Here is a 16,813-nt window from a genome sequence, read left to right as displayed (position 1 = left end):
ACCCTCTCTCACCTTCCGCCCGGTTTCCCGCCACCCTCTCTCACCTTCCGCCCGGTTTCCCGCCACCCTCTCTCACCAAAACCCCCACCCTGTTTGAACGCGTTCAAAACTTGTGCCACACTCATTCTTGAACACGTTCAAGAATCTGACGAAGGAACCAACATGGCTGCCAAGAGCGAACAAACACGGCAACTCGTAGCCGACGTCGCACTGAAGATGTTCCGCGAGATCGGCTTCGAGAAGACCACCATGCGGGCCATCGCCCAAGAAGCCGGCGTCTCGGTGGGCAACGCCTACTATTACTTCGCGTCAAAGGACGAGCTGGTCCAGGAGCTTTACCTCCAGGTGCAGGACGAGCATGCTGTCGCCGCGGCCGCGGCCCTTCACAACGTGCAGGATCTCACCGGCCGGCTCAAGGCCGTGCTGCACACGGGCATCGACGTCATGACCCCGTACCACGAGTTCGGTTCCGACTTCATCGCGACGGCGATCCGGCCGTCGTCGCCCGTTAATCCGTTCGGCGAGGCGTCCACCGCCGCACGTGACGCTTCGCTCGCGATCTTCCGTTCCGCCGTCGACGGTTCCTCCCCCGCCGTCGCCAGGAAACTCCGGGCAGACCTGCCGGAACTGTTGTGGCTGGCGTACATGGGAATCGCGCTGTTCTGGGTTTACGACGCGTCCGAGGGCCAGCGCCGCACCCGCAAGCTCATCGACGGCGCGGCGCCGCTGGTTGCGCGCGGGCTGTCATTGGCAAAGATCCCAGGCGTCAGCAAGGTGTTCGACGACGTCCTGGGAGTGGTCCGCAGCGTGAAGGCCGAATCGTGACACCCACGGTGGTGGTCGCGGGAGCGTCGGGCTTCATCGGACGGTACTTCCGGAGGCGGTTCGCCGCGGAGGGCTGGCAGGTCCGCACCATCGGGCGGGACACTTCGGCTGACGCCCAATGGAACGACGACGGCGGCATCGCCAAGGCGCTTAACGGCGCCGAACTGCTGGTAAACCTCGCCGGACGAACGGTCAACTGCCGATACAACGAGCGGAACCGTCGGGAGATCCTTGACTCGCGGGTACAGACGACGCGATCGTTGGGGGTCGCACTCTCCCGTTGTGATGAACCGCCACGCACGTGGATCAATGCGAGCACCGGGACCATTTACCGGCACGCGGAGGACCGGCCGCAGTCAGAAATCGCTGGCGAGTTGGGTAGCGGATTCTCCGTCTCCGTGGCCCGCGCGTGGGAGGACGAACTGGCGGCGGCCTCAACTCCGTTGACCCGGCAAATTCCTCTGCGGATCGCCATTGTCCTCGGCAGGGACGGAGGAGTCATGGGTCCCTTCCGGAACCTGGCGCGGCTCGGGCTGGGCGGGCACATGGGCCGCGGGACGCAGAAGTTCAGCTGGATTCATGTGGAGGACTTGTTTCATTCGGTTCTGTTCCTTCACGAGCGGCCCGAGCTGTCCGGGCCAGTCAATGCGGCGTCGCCATATGCTGTGGACAACCGTGAACTGATGTCCTTGGTCCGGCGGAGCCTCGGTGTGCCGTTCGGAGTTCCAACACCGGCGTGGCTGTTGGGGATGGGCGCCGTCATCATCCGCACGGAGACCGAACTGGTCCTGAAGAGCCGATGGGTCGAGCCAAGGAAGCTGGTGGAGGCCGGCTTCGCGTTTCAGTATCCCGCTCTTGCCGACGCCCTCAACGCGATCAGCAGATCCAGCCGATGATGACCGACCCGAGTGATGAGTATGCTCCGGCAGAGTTGAACACGCCGCAGTACCGCCCCCTGCACCGGGTGGTTCTCAATGGCAAGAGCCTGGCCCTGGGTGTCCTGGTTGCGTACCTGGTCTTCAGCTCGTTGTTGGCCGTGCAGGCTCCCGACTGGGCTCTGATCTTCTTTGTTTACGCCGCGATCCCCGTGGCATTCATCGGCACGGCCGTAGGAGCTTTACTGGGATTGGCCATGCGCCGCGTGCGCAACCAATGGCTTCACGTGGCTGCGTTTTTCGCGACCGGGGCTCTCATCTGCCTACCCTTCGGCGGTTTCTCGAGTTGGGGCGCAACCTTGTTTAGCCTGTCCATTGCGCTGGCAGCAGGGATCGGCCGGCTATCGGTCTGGCGACTCGTCCGCATCACGCAACGCTCTCTCACCTAAGCGCCCCCTCAGCCGAACGCTCTCTCACCAAAGCGCCCCCTCAGCCGAACGCTCTCTCACCAAAGCGCCCCCTCAGCCGAACGCTCTCTCACCGTCCATCTCAAGGTTCGTGGCGCCGTGGGATTCCGACGTAACGCGGCACCTCCCTCACGTACTCGATGTAGGGCTGCCCAAACTCTTTCTGAAGTGCCCTTTCTTCCCAGAGGGCGCCAAGATGTTCCACCAGCATGCCCGCCGGCAGAGTCACCAGAGCCCACGGCGAACCCCTGAATGCCGCTACACCGGCATGGATCATCCACCAGCCCAAGTACATAGGATGACGGCTCAGGGCATAGGGGCCGCTGGTCACAAGTTCTTCAGGGCGGCCCAAGGCAAAGGTCCCCACGGTGTGGCGTCGTCGTTCCACAACCGCCCAGGCTGTAACTCCCGTGCCGGTCAGCAGCAAGATCGTCCCCACGACTTTGCGAGTGCCACGAACTGGTGTGATCGGCGTCGGCAATACCCGGTCGAGGACCCCGTCCAGGACGAGTCCGAGCACTTGACCAGGTGGAAGCGGTATTCCGCCTGCTTCCTGTTTCAGGATGAGAACCACCCGCCGAAGTGTGCCCATGCCATGAACATTAATCCCGTCCCAGCCCGAAGGCCACGGCCTGCACGCACGGAGTGAGAGAGCATCCGCCCAAAACCGGCGATCCCTGAGAGAGCATCCGCCCAAAACCGGCGATCCCTGAGAGAGCGTCCGCCCAAAACCGGCGAACGGTGAGAGAGCGTCCGGCGGGGGAAACCTAAGGAAGTGTTAGGAAATCCCCTCCCGCGTTGGCTGTGCCGTGCATCACCCATAGTTTGGAATACGTCCTCTTCACCCCCAAGAGGGCCTTTCTAAGTCACGAAGAGCCATGCGCAAGGACGCCATGAGCACGAGCTTCATGGACAGCACGAACTCATGAAAGACACGGCTGCCACGTGCGCAGCCGGCCAGGAAGGTTCATTGATGAGCACCCAACAAGCTGCGCCCCTCAGCGAGGCGGCCCAAACACGCAAGGCCGTGAGCAATATCCTCAAGGGCTCCGCGGGCAACCTCGTGGAGTGGTTCGATGTCTACGTCTACACGGCGTTTGCTGCATACTTCCAGTCACACTTCTTTAATTCGTCGGACGATCTGCAGGCGGGCCTCGAAGCGATGGCCGTGTTCTCGACGTCGTTCCTCGCCCGTCCAGTCGGCAGCTGGTTCTTCGGCCGCTACGCAGACCGCAAGGGCCGTAAGGCCGCGCTGACGCTAAGTGTCACCATGATGTCCGCGGGCTCATTCTGCATTGCGATCCTCCCCACGCAGGACGTCATCGGCTTGTGGTCCATGATCTTGCTGGTGTTCATCCGCGTGCTGCAGGGATTCTCCGTCGGCGGTGAGTACGGAACCAGCGCCACCTACATGTCCGAAGCCGCAACGGCGAAGCGCCGCGGTTTCTTCTCCAGCTTCCAGTACGTGACGCTGGTGGGTGGCCAGATGTTGGCTCTCCTCGTCCTCGTGATCCTGCAGAACACCATGACCAAAGAAGCCCTCACCGAGTGGGGCTGGCGCATTCCGTTCGCGATCGGCGGCGTCGCTGCCTTGGTTGTCCTCTGGCTCCGCCGTTCCATGGAGGAAACCGTCTCGGCCGACCAGATCCGCGCGGCCCACATCAAGGTGGAAGGCGAAGCCCAGCCGGGCACCATGAAGCTCCTCTTCACCAAGCACTGGAAGCCATTGCTCATCTGCATCGGCATCACGCTCGGTGGCACGGTGGCGTTCTACACGTACACCAACTTCATCCTGAAGTTCATGAACGATACCTCCGGCATCGCCAAGACCGACACCTCTGTGATCAACTTCTGGGCACTGTTCATCTTCATGCTGCTGCAGCCGGTGTATGGCATGATCTCGGACAAAATCGGCCGAAAGCCCCTGCTGGTGTGGTTCGGCGTCACAGGTGTCCTGTTCACGTGGCCGCTGCTGTCCACTTTGGCCGGCACGCAGGACCCCTTCATGGCGTTCCTCCTGATGATGGGCGGCCTGCTCATGGTTGGCGGCTACACGTCCATCAACGCCTTGGTGAAGGCCGAGCTCTTTCCGGCATCGATCCGGGCCCTGGGCGTGGGCCTGGGCTACGCAATTGCCAACTCGCTGTTCGGCGGCACCGTTCCGTTGATCGGCGCAGCACTGCAGAAGTCCGGCCAGGAAAACCTGTTCTTCACCTACGTAACGGCCGCGATCTTCGTATCCCTGCTGGTGTACATCTTTGCGTTGAAGAACAAGAAGGCTACCCACCTGGACGCCGAGCAAGGCAGCGCGTTCAAGGTCAAGGACGAGGACGACAAGAAGGACCTCGTCAACGCCTAAAGGCCGTGCCTGCGAGGCCCGCCCTGCGCCCTTTGGTCATTCCAAAGAACGCAGGGCGGGCCCAGCTTGGCTAAGGGGTGGGCGTTTGGTGATAGAGGGATTCCCTGAAGGCGCCGGAAGGTGATAGAGCGTTGGGAAAGGAGTAACCTCCAAGACGGAGCAAACGCCCCGCAAGCAGGAGGAAACCCCACAGTGCACGTGCTTATCGTCGAGGATGACGACTCCGTAGCATCTGCCCTTGCTGCCGCCGTCGCATCCGCTGGCCACAAAGCTGCACGGGTTTCCCGGGGTGAAGACGCACTGCTGGCCCATCGGCAACATGAGGTGATCCTCCTCGACCTCGGCCTCCCCGACATCGACGGCCTGGACGTCCTCAGGAAACTGCGCCAGGTCACGCAGGCTCCCATCCTGATCCTCACGGCCCGTGATGATGAACGCAGCGTGGTGCTGGGCCTGCGTTCAGGAGCAGACGACTACCTGGTCAAGCCCGTGAAACTCGTGGAACTGCTGGCAAGGATCGAGGCGGTGACCCGACGTACCAGCCGTTCAGGGCAGGGCACACCCCACGTCATCACCGTAGGACCCGTGACAGTGGACCTGGACCGCCGCGTGGCCGCCGTCGAAACCCGGGAACTGGCACTGACAGCGACCGAGTTCGACCTCCTCAGCCTCCTGGCCAGGAACGCCGGCTCGGTGGTGACGCGCGAACAGATCCTGGACGCCCTCTGGGGTGATGCTTTCCTCGCGAATTCACGCTCCCTGGATGTCCATCTCACGGCCTTGCGTTCCAAGCTCCAGCAGCCGGGGTTCATCATCAACGTACGCGGCGTGGGCTACCGCGTGGAGGGCGAACCCGAATGAGGGTGCGGGTCCTCGGCATCCTGAGCCTGCTGGTGGTGGTCATCGTAGCCACCGTTTCCAGCGTGATCCTGACATCGGCAGGCCGCGAACTGACCCAGGAACTGCAAATCAACCGGGTCGCAGCCCTCAACAGGTTCGCCCAACTGGCAAGCGACGCCGCGCAGGACAACAACACCACCCAGCTGGAACGCGAGATGAACCGGTACTCCGAACTGTACGGCGAGGGTGTCCTGATCCGGCTGCAGGACACCACGGTCGCCTCGGGCGGACTCAGCGAGGAACGGCACGATGTCCGTGACGCCCTGGGACGTGCGAGCCTCAACCTCAGTGACACAACGCTGAACCCGGTGAGCCCGTTCACCACCGGCAACGAGGTCCTCTCGCGTCCATTCGGGACAGCCAGCCAGGTCCTGGGCGAAGCGGTGGTTGAAGTGGACCTCGACACGGCGCGCCGGAAACTCCGGGAACGCTGGGGTGCTGTTGGGCTCGCGGCTTTGGCTTTGGCCGCGCTGCTCCTCCTTGCGGCCTCACGCATTACCGGCTGGGTTCTCAGGCCCGTGCAGCGGCTCAGTTCTGCTGTCCATGAACTGGAAGCCACGGGCAGGACCATCCAGCTCCCCGAAGCCGGACCGCCCGAGCTCCGCGAACTCAGCCGTTCCTTCACGGCCATGGCCAATACGGTCACCGAGAGCATGGAATCACAGCGCCGCCTGATCGCCGACACGTCGCACCAGCTCCGGAACCCGGTGGCCGCGTTGCGGCTGCGCATCGACCTGCTGCAGCTGGAACTTCGTTCGGCCAAGGAACAGCAAGCCGCAGCGGGTGTGGTGGCCGAGCTTGAGCGGGTTGAGGACATGCTCGACGGCGTGCTGAAGCTGGCTGCCGCTGAGCACCGCGCCTCCGCGGGGGCTGCCCCTGCAGCGCACCCGATGGCAGGGCGACGGGCGTCCGTGATCGATGCCGTTCCCGTGCTGCAGGGAGAAGTTGAGCGTGCCATGCCGACGGCCGAAAGGGCCGGATCAACCCTTGCCACGGACTTTCCCGGGTCCCCGGTGGAAGTCCCCTGCAACCCGGAAGAACTGGCACAGATGGTGCGTGAGCTCCTGGCCAACGCCATCAAATACGCCCCGGGCGGCCACATCACCGTGGCGACGCAAAAGACGCAAGGAGGTGCCGCCGTCGTGATTTCGGACGACGGTCCCGGCATCCCCGAACAAAGCCTGGCCGCCGCTAAAACCAGGTTTTGGAGGGGGCCGCAGCACGGCGCGATCGAAGGAAATGGTTTGGGAATGACGATCGTGGAGCGCCTGGCGCAGGCCAACCAGGGAACGCTGGTACTGCAGAACAGGAAGCCGCACGGACTGTCGGCTCGCGTCGAGTTCCCGTCCCCGGCAGGAGGAACCGGTGCGTGATCCTCAGCTGACGCGGAGGAAGCTGCTCGCGGTGGGGCTCGCCGCTGGGCTGTCAGCCGTTGGAGCGAGCGCCTGTACCGCCGTCGATCAAGCGGGCAAAGTAACCGTGGCGGGCGGCGAAACCGGAGGGTTCTACCTTGAGTTCGCCACGCTGCTCGCCGGGCTCCTGCAGCGGGAAGGGGTGGCATCGTCTACCGAAACGCTGATCACGGGCGGCAGTCTCGACAACATCCGGCGCGTCTTGTCCGGCGAGGCGACATTCGCCGTCGCCCTCGCCGATGCCGCCGTACGGGCCGCCGCAGGGCAGGAAGCGGCCAGCCAGGACGGAAAAGACCTGGTGGCCTTGGGCAAGGTGTATGAAAACTACGTGCACTGCATTGTCCGGGAGGACAGTGGCATCCGCAGTGTTGCCCAGCTTGCAGGGCGGACCGCCGGCGTTGGCGAAGTTGGTTCGGGCACGTCGCTGACTGCGGACCGCATCCTGGCGGCTGCAGGCCTGGCCGGGGGCGCCGCCCCGGGACCGGTGAGGCAGGTGAACCTGGGGCTCAGCGAGGGACTGGCCGCACTCAAGGACGGGTCGATCGACGTCATGATCCAGTCCGGCGGTGTGCCCACCGCACCGATCGTCGGCACAGCGGACGAAGTGCAGCTGCGGCTCCTGGACCTTTCCGACCTCATCCAGCCCACCAGGACCCTCTCCGGATTTTTCTACGACCGCGTCCTGATTCCCGCCGGCACCTACGGTGACGCTCCCGCGGTCTGGACGTTGGGGGTGGCCAACCTGCTGCTGTGCCGGCGGGACCTCGCCGACGCGTTGGCGCGCAGTACGGTGCAGCTCCTGGTGGAACGGGCCAGTGAGCTCGTCCCGGCCTCGAGCGCCGGGGTGCAGTTCCTCAGTCCGGAAACCCTCATCAATACCGCCGGTGTTCCCCTGCATTCCGCTGCCCAGGCGGGCTACCGGGAACTGCACGGCTGACCGCCCGGTATGCCCGGTATGCCCGGAAACGGGACACCCTCAGGAAACTGGCAAAATGGAATCCATGACTTCAGCCGTTTCCCCTGCCATTGCACTGACCATCGCCGGCTCGGAAGCGACCGGCGGCGCCGGTGCGCAAGCCGACCTCAAGACCTTCCAGGAACTGGGAGTGTTCGGCATCGTCAACCTCACCTGCATCGTCTCCTTCGACCCCAAGGACGACTGGAACCACCGCTTCGTCCCGGTGGACCAGCAGGTTATCGCGGACCAACTGGAAGCAACGACGGCGGCCTACGGTGCCGCTTCCGGCGCACCTTCGGTTCTGGACACCGTGAAGATCGGAATGCTCGGCAGCCCGGCCACCATCAGCACGGTTGAGGAGGCCCTGCGTGGCGGCGCGTTCGCCAACATCGTGCTGGACCCTGTGTTGATCTGCAAGGGCCAGGAACCGGGGCACGCGTTGGATACCGACCAGGCGTTGAAGGCCCAGATCCTTCCCTTGGCCACGTTCGTCACCCCGAACCACTTCGAGGCCGAGTCGTTGTCCGGCATTGCCATCACGGATGAGGAATCGCTGAAAGCCGCAGCCATCCGCATCCACGAGCTCAGCGGCGCAGCGGTCCTTGCCAAAGGCGGGGTGCGGCTGGAAGGTGCTGACGCCGTCGACGTTTTCTACGACGGCGAGACGCTGGAAGTCCTGCGCGCCCCGAAGGTGGGCGAGGTTGCCGTGTCCGGTGCCGGCTGCTCGCTGGCCGCCGCAGTGACCGCCGAGCTCGCCAAGGGTGCCACCCCGCTTGAGGCGGCCCGGACTGCGAAGGCTTTCGTGACCGAGGGAATCCGCAACCGCGTGGCCTCCGGCGCCCCGTTCGACGCCCTGTGGCAGGGCGTCGCGCTGAGCTAGCGCGAGACCTTGCCCATCAGGGACGCGATCGGGCGGAGGAACAGCGGGCGGGCCAGGAACCACCCGGCGGCGGTGAAGACGATCGACGCAGCGAAGATACCGAAGCCCCACCAGCTGGTGTTGTCGTCGTTAGCGGCGTACATGTGGTTGAGGTTGCGGAGGGCGCCGGTGGCGAGGACCAGCGTCACGTGGACGATCACGAACGCCACGAAGTAGATCATTACCGGGAAATGGATCTTGCGGGCCAGTTCGATCGGGTAGAACTTGTTGACCGCAGCCTTCTTGGGCCACGCACCGGACATCCGCAGGCCCGTAATGATCGCCAGGGGCGCAGCGATGAAGACGGTGATGAAGTACGTCAGCAACTGCAGGGCGTTGTAGTTGTTCCAGCCGTTTTCGACGGGCCAGTTCAGCGAGGCGTACTGCAGGCCGGCCGAGACAGCGTTCGGGAAGACGTCCCAACTGGTGGGCACAATCCTGAGCCACTGGCCGGTGGCAAAGAGCAGCACGATGAAGATGATGCCGTTGAGCACCCACAATGCATCCAGCGTCAGGTGGAACCAGAGGTCCAGGCTGATCTTGGTGGGCGGGTTCTTGGTTTTGATGAAGCCCTTGTTGTTCCGGGTCCAATAGGCGGGCGGACGGGTGGTGGTCCGCACCTGCCAACCCGATCGGATGATGAGGACCAGGAAGAACATATTGAGGAAGTGCTGCCAGCCAAGCCAGGCAGGGAATCCGGTGGGAGCTCCCTCGGGCAGGTCAGAGTGGCCGGGGTAGTCGATGAGGAACTGCTTCACGGGTTCCAGCGTCCGCAGCCACATCGCAACCAGCACCAGGACCAGCGCCAACACCAGCGCGCCAGCGGTGATGACCCCTGGTTTGAACCACCTGTTCGACGTGATCCCGGACGACTTGCTTGAAACGGACATCAGGCCGCGTTCCTCTCTGGCTTGTTGGCGTGCGACCAGTTGGCGCTCTCATAGCGATTCAACCAGTTGCTGCCCGACGGTGAAAACGGCTCCCGGGTTTTGGGGCGTTCGGCGTCAAAAATCGCAGCATTTGGTTACATACTGCAATACATATTTCTAGAACAGACTTCCAGAATTATTTCCTGTATTTTGGGCCTTGGTCAAGGATGGGCCGCTCCCATCCGCCTCTCGGTCGGTTCAGCATTCCAGAAACCGTCCGGAAGACACACCGACGCTGCGGCAAGGAGGTCCCATGGTCCGGAAGACGTCTGACGCCGGGGTCCACGCGGGCTCCTGGCAATGGTCGCGCACGGCGGCCACCCGCCGGAACCTTCTTGACGCGGCCGGCGCCGTTTTCTCCGAGCAGGGCTTCAGCAACGCCGGGATCTCCGATATTGTTGCCCGCTCCGGCTCCAGTGTCGGCAGCCTCTACCACCACTTCGGCGGCAAGACCGAACTGTTCCTCGCCCTGTGGGACGACTACCAGAACGAGCACGAACGCCTGGTGGCGACCGCCGTCGCCAGAGCCCGCAAGTCCGGCGAAGACGATCCGCTGGCGCTCTTCAACGTCGGCAGCCGGACCTACTTCGACTACACCTGGAAGCACCGCGACTTGGAGCGCGTCTTCATCGAGGGCGACACTCCCCCGGGCTTTGAGGTCCTCCGGCGCGAACGCGGCCGCGAGTGGGTGCGCCAAAATTCCGTCCTGCTCGGCACCAGCGAGGACACCCTGGGCCGGCTCACCGTCGCGGTGATCACGGACATCATTACGGTTGCCGGCCAGGAGGTCGCCTTGAGTGGCAGCAAGAAGGAGGCGGACGACGTCGTAAAGGCCGCGGCAGTGCTGGTGGCGCGGCTGGTTCCCTAGCGCCGCGCGCCGAATTCGCCGGAAGCGTGCTTGCACACCGGGAAACTTCCGGCGACGCCGCATCGTTCCAGCGAACTCGATTCGCCGACCTAACGGGGGTCTGCCACCCACCCGGTAAACAGCGGCATTCCGCTCTCCACGTGCAGAATCTCGTAGTGGAACGGACGGTCAAGGATCATCACGCGATCCGGAACCAAGGCGCTGGAGGCCTCTGCGTTGATCTGGGTCACGGCGGAAGCGATGGTCCCCTTCTCGGCAACGGTAATGTTGGCGGCCTGTGCAGCCTGCGTCAGTTTCATTCCCTGCTGGATCGCGTCGAAATCGGTGGAAGTGGCCAGCGTCTCCTTGAGTCCCAGGGATTCGAACACCTTCCGCAGTTCGAAAGTGGTCTTGTGGTCCCACTTCGGCAGACTGATCTGCACCATTTCTCGCGAGGCCGAGGCCAACCCCTTCGCCACGTCCCCAAGCACCTCAACCGACACCGTCTCCGAACCGCGTGAACCCGGCGTGCCGCCGTCGGGCAGTATCAGCCGCATAACGAAACCCTCGGCATAGGGCAGGTCCACAGCTTTCCACCCGGGAGCTTCCGCGTACGCCACGGCGAGCGGAGCGTGCATGGTTGGCACGTTGATCACTTCACCACCGGCCGTGGTGAACGGGCGGTCCGCGGTGTCGTTCGCATCGAAGGGGGTCTGCCAGGCGGCGGCGAAATAGAGCGCGTTGAGCAGGCTGAACGTGTTGTCCGGACTGTACTTTGCCGGCGCTTCCTTGATACGGCCACCGGTGTTCTTGCTGACCCACTGGTCGATGGCGGTCTTGGTCACGGCCTCGTCCCTAAAGCTCACCGGGTACACGCCTGTGCCGAAATGCCGGGCGAGCGTGGTGAGAAATCCCTCGCCCGCAGGCACACCTTTATCCACGAACAGCCCATTGGCTGCGTGCATGACCGGCGTGCGCGGCGGGTTGTCTTCGTCAACGGAGCCGGGGTCGCCGTCGAACTTTTCCAGGGAGGCGAGTAGCGCGTTCATTGCCTCGTCGCGCCCCTCTGCAGGGAGTCCAAGCACCGCATCCATCTCCGCCGCTGCGGCGCCCGAAGCACCAGCGCGGAGCATGCTCAGCGCGATCAGCAAACTTGCCGGAGCCGACACCACGTTGCCGTTGGTGGAGTCGCCGCCATCTGCCAGCAACGTCCCGCCAAGCTTGCGCGCGGACGCGTTGAACGCCTCAAGCTGCGCGGAGTAATCGGCCGTTTGGACCGAAACGCGCGTTACGCCGTCGGCCTTAACCAGCACGACGGCGGCTGGCTGGGGCGCGCACGCTGTGACGGCTACCAGCGCACCCGCCACAGCAACTGCGGCGATCCTTGACAACGTCCGAGCCATGACCCAACCCCCTTGGAAACCGTGATGGCTTCATGGTGCGCTGAAGGCAGGCAGAGTTCACGCGATGTGGAAGAGGGATGGACGAATGTTGCCGGAATGTGAGAGAGCGATCCGGAAAAGAGGCCGATCCGTGATAGAGGGTTGGGAGGGGGGAGGTCAGCGCCCCGAGTGGGCCGCCAGGAAGCTGTAAACCTCGGTTTCGTCCACGCCGGGGAAGGCGCCCGGAGGCATGGCAGCGAGCAGGTGGGAATGCGCCCGGGCAGAGGGCCACGCGTTGCCGGCCCATTCGTCGGCCAACGCGGCCGGCGGACGCTTGCAGCAATTGGGGTCCGGGCAGTTCGAGGTGGCCCGGGCCGTTGTTTCCCGGCCACGGAACCACTTCACATGCTGATACGGAACACCAATGCTCAAGGAGAACTCACCCGCGGCCGAGCGCTCGGTGCGGGCCGTGCACCAGTACGTCCCGGACGGCGTATCCGTGTACTGGCTGTAAGCGCTGAACTTGTCCGGCACATCGAACACAGCCCGCGAGGTCCACGCCTTGCACGACGGCTGCCCCTCAATCGCCCCGGTGTGATCCTGCGGGAACGTCACGCCGTCGTTCTCGTACGCCTTGTAGATGATGCCGGACTGGTGGGTCTTCTGGAAGTGCGTGGTGATGCCCAGGTGCTTGGTAGCCAGGTTGGTGAAGCGGTGCGCGGCGGTTTCGTATGACACGGCGAAGGCATCGCGAATGTCCTCCACCGCGATTTCCTTGGCCGCCTTGGCCTTTTGCAGGAACTCCACCGTGGCGTGCTCGGGCAGCAACAAGGCCGCCGCGAAGTAATTGGTGGCCACACGCTGCGCCAGGAAGTCGCCGTAGTTCCGCGGAGTTTCGTGCCCCAGGACATAGTGCCCCAGCGCTTGGAGGAGCACCGAGCGGGGGTCGTGGTCCTGCCTCTGGTTCTGTGTCAGATAAATTCTGCGGTTCTTCAAATCCGTCACGGACCGCGTGGAATGCGGCAGGTCACCCACATGGTGAAGCGAAAAACCGAGGTTCTCGGCGATGTCCGCAATGACGTGCTGGCTCAGCGGACCCGTCGTGTAGCCGACGCCCTTGAGGACCTTCTGTGCCTCGGCCTCATACTCGGGGAAATAGTTGCCGCGCTCGCGCATCATGGCACGCAACTCGCCGTTCGCGCGGCGGGCTTCTTCCGGCGTCGCGGCTTGCTCATTAAGCTTGCGTTCGAGCTCCTGAAGCAGCCCCACCTGCGACTCCAGCACCTCCAGCGGAAGCCGCGAGCTGATGCGGATTTTCGGCAGGTTCAGCGACTCGTAGAGCGGTCCCCGCTGGTACCGTTCCAGCTCGATTTCCAGGGCCGCACGACGGCTGGGCGGCTCCGCCCCCAGCAACTGGTCGATGCTCACATTGAGGGACGCAGCCAACTGCTGCAGCAGACCCAACTTGGGCTCGCGCTTGCCGTTTTCGATCAGGCTCAGCTGGCTTGGCGCGGTCCCGACGGCGGCACTCAAGTCATCGAGCGTCAGGCCTGCTTGCTTGCGCAAATGGCGCACGCGGCGGCCAAGGCTGATGACGTCCAGTTCAGGGGACGCAGGGGACGACGACGGCGACGCGACTTCGCGATTCCAGCTCACAGGCGACATTTCTTGAGGATACGCGAAGAACTGCATTTCTTTCCATGCCTTTCCTCTGGAAAGCCTCTTGAAAGTGCAGAAAAGTAGTTCTCACGAAAAAGAAACACAGACCCCGGGCAAGCCGGCCGAAGCAGCAATGACGCAGCGGAGGCCGGCCCGGGAGCCCCGCCATATGAGGAGACATGCAATGACCGCATCGTTTGAACCAGCCGAACAGACCGCTGAACAGCAGGCAGCCGCGCTGGAACTTGAATGGTCCGCCAACCCGCGCTGGGAGGGCGTCACCCGTGATTACTCGGCCACCGACGTCGTCCGCCTCCGCGGCCGCGTCTCCGAAGAGCACACCCTGGCCCGCCGTGGTTCGGAGAAGCTGTGGAAGCAGCTCACGGAGGAAGCACCCACCGGTGGTTACACCAACGCGTTGGGTGCGCTGACCGGCAACCAGGCCGTGCAGCAGGTCAAGGCCGGGCTGCGCGCCATCTACCTGTCCGGTTGGCAGGTGGCCGCTGATGCCAACCTTTCGGGCCACACCTACCCGGACCAGTCCCTGTACCCGGCCAACTCGGTTCCGCAGGTTGTCCGCCGCATCAACAACGCCCTGCTCCGAGCAGACCAGATCGAATACGCCGAGGGCATCAAGACGGTCGAGGACTGGCTGGTCCCGATCGTCGCCGACGCCGAAGCCGGTTTCGGGGGCCCGCTTAACGCCTACGAGCTCATGAAATCCATGATCACCGCAGGTGCCTCGGGCGTTCACTGGGAAGACCAGCTCGCTTCCGAGAAGAAGTGCGGTCACCTGGGCGGCAAGGTCCTGATCCCCACCCAGCAGCACATCCGGACCCTGAACGCAGCCCGTCTGGCAGCCGACGTCGCCGGTACCCCGACTGTCGTGATCGCCCGCACCGACGCCGAGGCCGCAACCCTGATCACTTCCGACGTGGACGAGCGCGACCACGAATTCATCACCGGTGAGCGTACGGCCGAGGGCTTCTATAAGGTCCGCAACGGGATCGAACCCTGCATCGCCCGCGCCAAGGCCTACGCCCCCTACTCGGACCTGATCTGGATGGAAACGGGCACCCCGGACCTGGAACTGGCCCGCAAGTTCGCCGAAGCCGTCAAGGCCGAGTTCCCGGACCAAATGCTTTCCTACAACTGCTCCCCGTCCTTCAACTGGCGCAAGCACCTGGACGACGCCACGATCGCGAAGTTCCAGCGCGAACTCGGCGCCATGGGCTTCACCTTCCAGTTCATCACCCTGGCCGGCTTCCACGCCCTGAACTACTCAATGTTCGACCTCGCCCACGGTTACGCCCGTGAAGGCATGAGCGCCTACGTCGAGCTCCAGGAAAAGGAATTCGCCTCCGAATCCCGCGGCTACACCGCCACCAAGCACCAGCGCGAAGTCGGCACCGGCTACTTCGACGACATCGCCACAGCGCTCAACCCGAACGCTTCCACCCTGGCCCTGGTGGGATCCACCGAAGAAGGCCAGTTCCACTAACAAGCTTCCCCAACTAAGTCGCAGTTGTGCGCGTTTTGAGCCGTCATAACGGCATCAACTGCGACCCAGTTGGTCCCCGAAAGGACAACTCCCATGAACAGCTTCACCGACAACTTCACTATTAACGGGATCACCCTGACCGCGCAGCCCATTTCACGGCAGAACGAGGTCCTCACGCCGGATGCGCTTGAGTTCGTCGGCAAGCTGCACCGGGCTGTTGCTGATCGTCGGCAGGAGCTCATGCAGGCGCGGCACGCACGGCGCAACGCGATCTCCTCCGGCCAGGATCCGCGTTTCCTGCCGCAGACCGAGGGCATCCGCAATGACCCGTCCTGGCGCGTGGCTCCCCCGGCTCCGGGCTTGGAGGACCGACGCGTGGAGATCACCGGCCCGGTGGATAAGAAGATGACCATCAATGCTTTGAACTCCGGCGCGAAGGTCTGGCTGGCAGATATGGAGGATTCCTCGACGCCGACGTGGCGAAACGTCATCCAGGGCCAACTGAACCTGACCGATGCACTGGAACGCCGGATCGACTTCACGTCACCGGAGGGCAAGGAGTACAAACTCAAGGTCGCTGAGGAGCTGCCCACCATCGTGGTCCGTCCGCGTGGCTGGCACCTGCCGGAGAAGCACATGCTGATCGACGGCAAGCCGATCGCCGGCGGCATTGTGGACTTCGGCCTGTACTTCTTCCACAACGCCCGCCGCCTCCTGGCCCAGGGCAAGGGTCCGTACTTCTACCTGCCGAAGATCGAGAACCACCTCGAAGCACGGCTGTGGAACGACATCTTCATCCTGGCCCAGGACCTGCTCGGCATCCCGCAGGGCACCATCCGCGCAACTGTGCTGATCGAAACCATCACGGCCGCCTTTGAGATGGAAGAAATCCTGTACGAACTCCGCGACCACGCTTCCGGGTTGAACGCCGGCCGCTGGGACTACATCTTCTCCCTGATCAAGAACTTCCGGATCCGTGGCCCGCGCTTCGTGCTCCCGGACCGGGGCCAGGTCACCATGACCCAACCGTTCATGCGTGCCTACACCGAGCAGCTGGTCCGGGCCTGCCACCGCCGCGGAGCCATGGCAATCGGGGGCATGGCAGCAGCGGTTCCGAACCGGAAGGACGAGGCCGCCAACGCAGCTTCCTTCGAGAAGGTCCGCGCGGACAAGACCCGCGAAGCCAACGACGGTTTCGACGGCTCATGGGTGGCCCACCCGGACCTGGTTCCGGTGTGCCGCGAAGTCTTCGACGCAGTACTTGGGGAGAAGCCGAACCAGCTGGACCGAAGCCGCGAGGACGTCACGCCCGATGACCGCGCCCTGATCGACATCTCCACCACCGAGGGCTCTATCACCGAGGCCGGCGTCCGCCTGAACATCGAAGTAGGCATCCGCTACATCGAGTCCTGGCTGAGGGGCAACGGGGCCGTGGCCATCCACAACCTCATGGAAGACGCCGCCACCGCGGAGATCTCCCGCTCCCAGCTTTGGCAGTGGATCCACTCCCACGCGATCACCGAGCACGGAGACATCATTACCCGCGAATGGGTCCAGGACATGCTGGACGAAGAGTTCGCCCGCCTGGAACGCTTCGATGGAGACCGCTTCGCAGACGCCCGCAGCATCTTCGAAGAGGTCACCCTCACCGAGGAATTCCCGACGTTCCTGACCATCCCCGCCTACGCCCGCTTCCTCACCGAGGCCAAGGAAGAGGCAACGGAAGAAGAACTGGTCGCCGCCTAGCCCCTGGCGATTGTCCAGGAAACACAAAGCCCCG

The 16,813-nt window shown here is 63.8% G+C and carries 15 protein-coding genes; 11 read left to right on the top strand and 4 right to left on the bottom strand.

Annotated features, from left to right (window positions below; genetic code table 11):
• The first annotated feature begins 162 nt into the window (after positions 1-162).
• From ACSVIE_RS20590 to ACSVIE_RS20580, 3 genes are read left to right on the top strand one after another with little or no spacing between them, the layout of a single operon-like run.
• Positions 163-825 (top strand): TetR/AcrR family transcriptional regulator, encoded by a 663-nt coding sequence (locus tag ACSVIE_RS20590; protein ID WP_442425080.1) that lies wholly within the window; start codon positions 163-165, stop codon positions 823-825.
• On the top strand, positions 819-1,721 hold the full coding sequence (locus ACSVIE_RS20585; protein WP_442425081.1) for a TIGR01777 family oxidoreductase: 903 nt from the start codon (positions 819-821) through the stop codon (positions 1,719-1,721). Before ACSVIE_RS20590 ends, ACSVIE_RS20585 begins: the two co-directional genes overlap by 7 nt.
• The gene (locus ACSVIE_RS20580; RefSeq protein WP_442425079.1) at positions 1,721-2,149 is read left to right on the top strand and encodes a hypothetical protein; all 429 of its coding nucleotides are present in this window, start codon (positions 1,721-1,723) and stop codon (positions 2,147-2,149) included. Before ACSVIE_RS20585 ends, ACSVIE_RS20580 begins: the two co-directional genes overlap by 1 nt.
• A gap of 100 nt (positions 2,150-2,249) precedes the next feature.
• Here the strand turns inward: ACSVIE_RS20580 and ACSVIE_RS20575 are convergent, their stop codons facing one another.
• A complete protein-coding gene (locus ACSVIE_RS20575; RefSeq protein WP_442425078.1) occupies positions 2,250-2,759 on the bottom strand; it encodes a methyltransferase family protein in 510 nt (169 codons plus the stop codon).
• Between the two features lie 381 nt (positions 2,760-3,140).
• Here ACSVIE_RS20575 and ACSVIE_RS20570 point away from each other — a divergent pair, with 381 nt between their 5' ends.
• From ACSVIE_RS20570 to ACSVIE_RS20550, 5 genes are all read left to right on the top strand, one after another.
• The gene (locus ACSVIE_RS20570; RefSeq protein WP_426005917.1) at positions 3,141-4,526 is read left to right on the top strand and encodes an MFS transporter; all 1,386 of its coding nucleotides are present in this window, start codon (positions 3,141-3,143) and stop codon (positions 4,524-4,526) included.
• 192 nt (positions 4,527-4,718) lie between these two features.
• Positions 4,719-5,387 carry a response regulator transcription factor gene (locus ACSVIE_RS20565; RefSeq protein ID WP_442425077.1) on the top strand — a complete coding sequence of 223 codons (669 nt, stop codon included), beginning with the start codon at positions 4,719-4,721 and terminating at the stop codon, positions 5,385-5,387.
• Positions 5,384-6,799, top strand: a complete 1,416-nt coding sequence (locus tag ACSVIE_RS20560; RefSeq protein WP_442425076.1) for a sensor histidine kinase — start codon at positions 5,384-5,386, stop codon at positions 6,797-6,799. The genes ACSVIE_RS20565 and ACSVIE_RS20560 overlap by 4 nt, the downstream gene beginning before the upstream one ends.
• Positions 6,792-7,775, top strand: coding sequence for a TAXI family TRAP transporter solute-binding subunit (locus ACSVIE_RS20555; RefSeq protein ID WP_442425075.1), 984 nt, complete (start codon positions 6,792-6,794; stop codon positions 7,773-7,775). The genes ACSVIE_RS20560 and ACSVIE_RS20555 overlap by 8 nt, the downstream gene beginning before the upstream one ends.
• 55 nt (positions 7,776-7,830) lie before the next feature.
• On the top strand, positions 7,831-8,676 hold the full coding sequence (locus tag ACSVIE_RS20550) for a hydroxymethylpyrimidine/phosphomethylpyrimidine kinase (RefSeq protein ID WP_442425074.1): 846 nt from the start codon (positions 7,831-7,833) through the stop codon (positions 8,674-8,676).
• Here ACSVIE_RS20550 and ACSVIE_RS20545 read toward each other — a convergent pair.
• The gene (locus ACSVIE_RS20545; protein WP_442425073.1) at positions 8,673-9,605 is read right to left on the bottom strand and encodes a cytochrome b/b6 domain-containing protein; all 933 of its coding nucleotides are present in this window, start codon (positions 9,603-9,605) and stop codon (positions 8,673-8,675) included. The genes ACSVIE_RS20550 and ACSVIE_RS20545 overlap by 4 nt on opposite strands.
• 292 nt (positions 9,606-9,897) lie before the next feature.
• Between ACSVIE_RS20545 and ACSVIE_RS20540 the strand changes: the two genes are divergently transcribed.
• Positions 9,898-10,512, top strand: a complete 615-nt coding sequence (locus ACSVIE_RS20540; protein ID WP_442425072.1) for a TetR/AcrR family transcriptional regulator — start codon at positions 9,898-9,900, stop codon at positions 10,510-10,512.
• 89 nt (positions 10,513-10,601) lie between these two features.
• On the opposite strand, the gene ACSVIE_RS20535 is transcribed toward ACSVIE_RS20540, so the two are convergent.
• Positions 10,602-11,894 (bottom strand): serpin family protein, encoded by a 1,293-nt coding sequence (locus ACSVIE_RS20535; RefSeq protein WP_442425071.1) that lies wholly within the window; start codon positions 11,892-11,894, stop codon positions 10,602-10,604.
• A gap of 156 nt (positions 11,895-12,050) precedes the next feature.
• Complete coding sequence (locus ACSVIE_RS20530; protein WP_442425070.1) at positions 12,051-13,565, bottom strand: helix-turn-helix domain-containing protein; 1,515 nt, start codon at positions 13,563-13,565, stop codon at positions 12,051-12,053.
• 151 nt (positions 13,566-13,716) lie between these two features.
• Between ACSVIE_RS20530 and aceA the strand changes: the two genes are divergently transcribed.
• A complete protein-coding gene (gene aceA, locus ACSVIE_RS20525; RefSeq protein ID WP_442425069.1) occupies positions 13,717-15,033 on the top strand; it encodes an isocitrate lyase in 1,317 nt (438 codons plus the stop codon).
• 93 nt (positions 15,034-15,126) lie between these two features.
• The gene (gene aceB, locus ACSVIE_RS20520; protein WP_442425068.1) at positions 15,127-16,779 is read left to right on the top strand and encodes a malate synthase A; all 1,653 of its coding nucleotides are present in this window, start codon (positions 15,127-15,129) and stop codon (positions 16,777-16,779) included.
• Positions 16,780-16,813: the final 34 nt, after the last annotated feature.

The sequence above is a fragment of the Paenarthrobacter sp. NCHU4564 genome (assembly GCF_052156435.1).
GTDB lineage: Bacteria > Actinomycetota > Actinomycetes > Actinomycetales > Micrococcaceae > Arthrobacter.
The sequence above is the reverse complement of the archived record's forward strand: the minus strand, read 5'-3'. Positions and strand labels throughout refer to the sequence as shown.

What these genes read in the sequence shown, in the direction of transcription:
- ACSVIE_RS20590 (WP_442425080.1), top strand. Translation starts at nt 163, where the DNA reads ATGGCTGCCAAGAGCGAACAAACACGGCAACTCGTAGCCGACGTCGCA.
- ACSVIE_RS20580 (WP_442425079.1), top strand. Translation starts at nt 1,721, where the DNA reads ATGACCGACCCGAGTGATGAGTATGCTCCGGCAGAGTTGAACACGCCG.
- ACSVIE_RS20575 (WP_442425078.1), bottom strand. Translation starts at nt 2,759, where the DNA reads ATGGGCACACTTCGGCGGGTGGTTCTCATCCTGAAACAGGAAGCAGGC.
- ACSVIE_RS20570 (WP_426005917.1), top strand. Translation starts at nt 3,141, where the DNA reads ATGAGCACCCAACAAGCTGCGCCCCTCAGCGAGGCGGCCCAAACACGC.
- ACSVIE_RS20560 (WP_442425076.1), top strand. Translation starts at nt 5,384, where the DNA reads ATGAGGGTGCGGGTCCTCGGCATCCTGAGCCTGCTGGTGGTGGTCATC.
- ACSVIE_RS20550 (WP_442425074.1), top strand. Translation starts at nt 7,831, where the DNA reads ATGGAATCCATGACTTCAGCCGTTTCCCCTGCCATTGCACTGACCATC.
- ACSVIE_RS20545 (WP_442425073.1), bottom strand. Translation starts at nt 9,605, where the DNA reads ATGTCCGTTTCAAGCAAGTCGTCCGGGATCACGTCGAACAGGTGGTTC.
- ACSVIE_RS20540 (WP_442425072.1), top strand. Translation starts at nt 9,898, where the DNA reads ATGGTCCGGAAGACGTCTGACGCCGGGGTCCACGCGGGCTCCTGGCAA.
- ACSVIE_RS20535 (WP_442425071.1), bottom strand. Translation starts at nt 11,894, where the DNA reads ATGGCTCGGACGTTGTCAAGGATCGCCGCAGTTGCTGTGGCGGGTGCG.
- ACSVIE_RS20530 (WP_442425070.1), bottom strand. Translation starts at nt 13,565, where the DNA reads ATGCAGTTCTTCGCGTATCCTCAAGAAATGTCGCCTGTGAGCTGGAAT.
- aceA (WP_442425069.1), top strand. Translation starts at nt 13,717, where the DNA reads ATGACCGCATCGTTTGAACCAGCCGAACAGACCGCTGAACAGCAGGCA.
- aceB (WP_442425068.1), top strand. Translation starts at nt 15,127, where the DNA reads ATGAACAGCTTCACCGACAACTTCACTATTAACGGGATCACCCTGACC.